The organism is Sutterella sp. (genome assembly GCF_052272535.1).
In the GTDB taxonomy this organism is placed as follows: Bacteria; Pseudomonadota; Gammaproteobacteria; order Burkholderiales; family Burkholderiaceae_F; genus Sutterella.
The window spans coordinates 1-5,690 of the sequence record NZ_DAVZJY010000160.1 but is presented as its reverse complement, the minus strand read 5'-3'; the positions used below and the strand labels follow the sequence as shown (position 1 = coordinate 5,690).

The 5,690-nt window shown below is 66.8% G+C and carries 5 protein-coding genes; all 5 read left to right on the top strand.

Features of this window, described 5'->3' with window-relative positions; translation table 11 throughout:
* Positions 1-1,734 (top strand): conjugative transfer system coupling protein TraD (gene traD / locus ACT6Y9_RS08200; RefSeq protein WP_443744179.1); only part of this gene is annotated, 1,734 nt, incomplete at its 5' end.
* Positions 1,731-2,381 (top strand): hypothetical protein, encoded by a 651-nt coding sequence (locus ACT6Y9_RS08195; protein WP_443744178.1) that lies wholly within the window; start codon positions 1,731-1,733, stop codon positions 2,379-2,381. The genes traD and ACT6Y9_RS08195, both read left to right, overlap by 4 nt.
* Positions 2,382-2,727: 346 nt before the next feature.
* The gene (locus ACT6Y9_RS08190; RefSeq protein WP_443744177.1) at positions 2,728-3,846 is read left to right on the top strand and encodes a 5-methyltetrahydropteroyltriglutamate--homocysteine S-methyltransferase; all 1,119 of its coding nucleotides are present in this window, start codon (positions 2,728-2,730) and stop codon (positions 3,844-3,846) included.
* Between the two features lie 285 nt (positions 3,847-4,131).
* Positions 4,132-4,890 carry an HAD family hydrolase gene (locus tag ACT6Y9_RS08185; RefSeq protein WP_443744176.1) on the top strand — a complete coding sequence of 253 codons (759 nt, stop codon included), beginning with the start codon at positions 4,132-4,134 and terminating at the stop codon, positions 4,888-4,890.
* Positions 4,891-4,965: 75 nt separating this feature from the next.
* Positions 4,966-5,481, top strand: coding sequence for a GNAT family N-acetyltransferase (locus ACT6Y9_RS08180; protein ID WP_443744175.1), 516 nt, complete (start codon positions 4,966-4,968; stop codon positions 5,479-5,481).
* Positions 5,482-5,690: the final 209 nt, after the last annotated feature.

Sequence of the window (5,690 nt, the reverse complement as noted above, 5' to 3'; positions counted from 1 at the left end):
CTGCGGCTCCCCGAAGCCGAGCCCCAGGTGCGCTCGGTCTGGTTCGGTCTCGGGTTCCCCTGGACCCCCGTCGAGGCGCAGAAGCTCTATGAAATCTCCCGCGTGGATTGGCGGGTGATGCAGGCGCCGGCCGCCTTGAGGGGGCTGCTGCGCGACGACCCCGGCCTCACCGACGCCGACCTCGGGCTTCCCGTGATCCACGGCGTCGGGAGCGAGGAGGCGCCGATCGAGCGTCCGCTCAAAAGCCTCGGCGGCGGAACCCTCGTGGTCGGCACCACGCAGGCGGGCAAAGGCGTCGTGCTCACGAGCCTCATCGCGCAGGCGATTCTGCGCGGTGAAGCCGTCGTGGTGATCGACCCGAAGTCGAGCAAGCGCCTGCGCCGGGCGGTGCAGGCCGCCTGCCGTGCGGCCGGCCGCCCCGCGCCGCTCGAATTTCATCCGGCCTTCCCGCAGCGCGGGGTGCGCCTCGATCCGCTCGGGAGCTTTACGCGCGCGACGGAAATCGCGAGCCGCATCGTCGCGGTGCTCCCGCCCGACAACGCCGGAGCGTTCATCTCGTTTGCCTGGCAGGCCGTGCACGTGATGGCCGAGGGGCTTCTCTTCGCCGGCAGGCGCCCGAGTCTGACGGCATTCCGGCGGCTCCTCGAGTCCGGGGTCGAGGAGCTCCTCGAAGCCTGTCTCAAGAAGGACCTCAACCGCCGCGTCGAAGATTGGGAGGAGCGCGTGAAGACGATCCTCAAGACCGAGCCCGAAGCCCTGACGGCGCCCGTCGGGAGCCGCGCCTCGAAGCGCCTCATCGCGACGATCCTCCTCTGGGAGCGCACGACGGGCGACGACCCCGAGGCGGCGGTGAGCGGGTTGATCGCGGTCTTCCGGCATTCCAGAGAACACTACGCGAAGATCACCGCATCCCTCGTTCCCGCGCTCGCGATGCTCACTTCGGGCCCGCTCGGGCGAAGCCTCTCGCCCGATCCCGCGGACGATGACGACCGGCCGATCGTCACGATCGACGCGGCGATGGAGGCCGGGGCGGTGCTCTACCTGGGTCTCGACGCGCTCCCCGACGGTGCGGTGGCGGGCGCCTTGGGGTCGATTCTCCTCTCGGACCTCGCCGCTGCCGCCGGCCGGCGCTACAACCTCGAGCGTTCGGGCGAGGAGGCTTCGCCCGTCTCGCTCTTCGTCGACGAGACGGCGAACGTGATCAACCCGCCCTTGATCGAGATCCTCAACAAGGGCATGGAGGCGGGGATCACCTGCACGTGCGCGATGCAGACCGTGAGCGACCTCGCCGCGCGGTTGGGGAGCGAAGCGAAGGCGCGGATGACTTTGGGAAACCTCAACAACTTGATCGCCTTGAGGACCAAGGACCAGGCGACCCAGGCCTTCATCTGCGAGGCCTTCGGGCGCACCACCGTCTGGGAGAGCTCCGCCGCGGTTTCGACCACCGCCGACGACGAGGTGGCGCCGACCTTCCGCGCGAGCGTCTCGCGCTCGCTCTCGGGGCGACGCGACACCGTGGTGCCGATGGACGCGCTGGGGAGCCTTCCCAACACGGAGTTCTTCGCGTCGCTCTCAGGCGGGAGGCTCTGGAAGGGACGGATGCCCATTCTGATTCCGGAGCTCGAGGAAGCGCAGCTCTTTGATGAATCGGGCGGAATGCTCCCGGCCGCCCCCTTCGGGGAGCGTCTCGGGAGGTGGACGCGCGGGATGGGCTTCGGCGGGGAGGCGTCATGAAGCTCAGAACCATGACGGCGCTCCTCTTCGCGGTGCTGCTGATGGAGACGCTCTGGTGCGCGGCCTTCACGTCCCCGGAAGCCCTGCGGGGACTCCTCTGGCGGGAGGCGCAGAGCTCCGCGACGATGTTGGGTCCCCGGACGGCGCAGGCCGCAGCCGCCTTCGAGCGCGGCGCCTACCGGCTCGTCACGACCGTCTTCTGGCCCGAGCGGGGGGAGTGGGTTTCGGAGAGGCGGCCCGGGATGCTCCCCGCAGGCGTAGACGCCCGTACGGAATCGGGCCGCATCTTCTCCAAGGCCCTCGCGCGGATCGCTTCCGCGCCCTACGTGGAGAATCTCCGTCTCACGGGGCTTCTCGCCCTGAAGCGCCTCGGACGTGCGGCGGCGGTCTTTCTCGCCGCACTACCGCTGATTCTCCTTTTGGCGGCCGACGGCTTCTGCATCCGCCGCATACGGACCTCTGAACTCCGCGCTCCGCGGCCGTCGGTCTTCTCGGGGCTTGGAACCCTGATGCTCCCCGGCGCCGCCTTCACCATCGGGCTTGCGACGGCGCCCGCGGCGCTCCCCTTCTGGCTCTGGGCGGCGCTTCCCGTGATCTTCGGGCTCGTGTTGAGGGGGCTCTTCGCCAACTGGCATCGCTTCGGCTGAGGCGGCCGCTTGGGGAACCCACTGCGAACCGGAGGCCGAAGGGTTCCACCCGCCGGACGAAGTCTTCGGAGGACATCCTTCGGAGACTTCGCCCGGCGGGTGAGGCGCGGGGACGCGGAGGGCGAAAAGGGGCCGGAAGGACGCTCAAAAGGCGGCAGGAAAGACGGGAGGGCGGAGAATGGAGCTCTTCGCCTGCCGGCAGCAGCTTGAGGTATTACCAGGCATGCGTTCGGGATGGGGTGACCGGAGGTGCCGGGCCGGGTGATAATCGTCCGACCTCCAACTCATTCGTGCGGCGTCCCGACGCGGACGCCCTCAGCAGCAAACTTTCCGAGGAGCTCGAAAAATGGCCCATGTGAATCCCCCGTACCGTGCCGACGTGGTCGGCAGCTTCCTGCGTCCCAAGGAGCTTCTCGAGGCGCGCGCCGCCTTCCAGAAGGGCGAGCTTGACCGCGCCTCCCTCACGGCGCTTGAGGACCGCCTCATCGCCGACCTCGTGAAGAAGGAGACCGCGAACGGCCTCAAGGCCGTCACGGACGGCGAATTCCGCCGCGCCTTCTGGCACCTCGACTTCCTCGCGGCCGTGGGCGGCATCAAGCACGTCAAGGCCGAGCACTGGTCGGTGCACTTCGAAGGCCATCAGCCCAAGGCCGAGACGATCGTGATCGTCGACCGCCTGCACTTCCCGAAGGACCATCCGTTCCTTGAGGCCTACGACCGCCTGAAGGCGATCGCCGGCGACACGCCCATCAAGTTCACGATCCCGTCACCCTCGATGCTGCACCTCATCACCTGCGTGCGCGCTGAGGACTACAAGCCGATTCCGTACTACGCCGAACACCCCGATCAGCTCTTCGAGGACCTCGCGCAGACCTGGACCGACGCGATGCTCGCCCTCTATGAGCGCGGCTGCCGGTATCTGCAGTTCGACGACACGAGCTGGGGCGAATTCTGCTCGCTCGAGAAGCGCGGCGCCTACGCGGCCCGCGGCATCGACGTGGACTGGGTTGCGCGCCGCTATGTCGAGGTGATCAACAAGGTCCTCGAAAAGAAGCCCGCCGACCTCACGGTCACGATGCACATCTGCCGCGGCAACTTCCGCTCGACCTGGTTCTCCTCGGGCGGCTACGAGCCCGTCGCCGAGATCCTCTTCGCGCACTGCAACGTGGACGGGTTCTTCCTCGAGTACGATTCCGACCGCGCGGGCTCGTTCGAGCCGCTGCGCTTCATCAAGGACCAGACCGTGGTGCTCGGCCTCATCACCTCGAAGTTCCCCGAACTCGAGGACAAGGACGCCGTCAAGGCCCGCATCAAGGAGGCGACCCATTACGTCCCGCTCGAGCAGCTCTGCCTCTCGCCCCAGTGCGGCTTCTCCTCGACCGAGGAGGGCAACATCATGACCGAAGATGAGCAGTGGGCCAAGGTCCGGCTCGTGCGCGAGATCGCCGACGAGGTCTGGGGGTGATGCCGGCGGGACGCTGAACGCTCCCATCGAATCTCTCCGATTCGGGCGGCGGCTCCTCTCCAGAGAATCAGGGGGCGGGCCGCCGCCCGAATTCATTGCAAAACTATTACAAGGGCGTCACGCTTTTGTGAATTGGCGCCTTCTTTGGTCCTGAATCAACTCGAAGCACCCCACGGCCGCCCGCGCGGGCGCTAGAGTAGGACGCTCGAACGGACGCCCGCGCCGATTGATGCGCCCTCCGTTCACGGATTCCCGCCAACCGCACTGCGTTTTCCCCTCAGCGTCGTGACACCCAAAACCACCTCCTTTCCGCTCCCGCTTCCCCGGACGAAGCTCCCGCCCAAGCTCGTCGTTTTCGACCTCGACCACACGCTGATCGCCGGCGACTCCACGATTCTCTGGACCGAATGGCTCTACGAGAAGGGAATCGTCAAGGACCCGATCTGGCGCCAGATCGACCGCGAGATGATCCTCGACTACAGTCAGGGCCACCTCGACATGCCCGGCTTCATGCGCAAGCACTCGGGCGCCTTCCGCAAGCTCCCCGTCGCGGAGATTGAGAAGCTCGTCGTGGAGTTCGTCAAGAAGCGCATCGCCCCGATTGCCTTCCCCGACGGCAGGAAGTGGGTGAGGAACTGCACCCAGGCCGGAATCCCGATGCTGGTGCTCTCGGCCACCACGACCTTCATCGTCACGCCGGTGGCGAAGATCGTCTTCGGCATCAACGAGGCGATCGGCGTGGATCTCGTTGAAGAGAGGGGCTTCTTCACGGGCGAGATCGCGGGCGTACCGTCCTTCCAGGAGGGGAAGATCACGCGCCTCGAGGCCGTTACCGAACGCATGGGGATTGGCCTCAAGGACGTGCTCTTCTTCACCGACAGCCGCAACGACCTGCCGCTCGCCGAAGCCGCGGGCTTTACGTGCTGCGTGAACCCCGATCCAGTGCTCCTCACCGCCGCGCGCAGGAACGGCTGGAAGGTGCTCGACTGGAAGCTCGCGCTGCGCACCCAACTCGCCCTCGACGCGAAGAAGCCCGCCGCCTGATGCATTTGGGGCGCGAAGGAGGGGAGCGGCCCCGGCGCGCCCTTTCACGCCACAAGCAGAAGCATTCATCCCATCATGATCAAACCCCGATTCGAATCCGTAGCCTCCTGCGGCCCGCACGCCTTCTCCTGGCGCTTCGCCGTGCGTGAGGACGTTCCCCTCATCCTCGACTTCATCGGTCGGCTCGCCGAATACGAAAAGCTCGCCCACGAGGTGGTCGCGACCGAAGCGCTCCTCGAGGAGTGGCTCTTCGAGAAGAAGGCCGAGGTGGTCTTTGCGTTGGAGGCCGGCCGCCCCGTCGGCTTTGCGCTCTTCTTCCACAACTTCTCGACCTTCCTCGGCCGCGCCGGGATCTATCTCGAAGACCTCTTCGTCCTTCCCGAAGCCCGCGGCAGAGGTTATGGGAAGGCGCTCCTCAAAACCCTCGCCGGAATCGCGCTCGAGCGCGGCTGCGGGCGGCTCGAGTGGTGCTGCCTCGACTGGAACAAGCCCTCAATCGACTTCTACCTTTCGATGGGCGCGACGCCGATGAGCGGTTGGACCACCTACCGCGTCGCCGGAGACGGCCTCGAAAAGCTCGCCCGCTGCTGACGGATCCTCTCGAAAACGCACAAACAGGGAAGCCCGCGCGGTCTCGTTGAAGTGAGACCCGCGGGCTTTTTGCTACCCTCCGGTGGAGCCGGGGGTTCGCCCGGCCGGACCCAGGCATGGAAAAGCCGCCGGTTCCTGTGCGAGGAATTCGGCGGCTTCTCGGAACTTCCTTCTCACCCCGCCCGAGGGAACAGGGGGAGACAATCCTC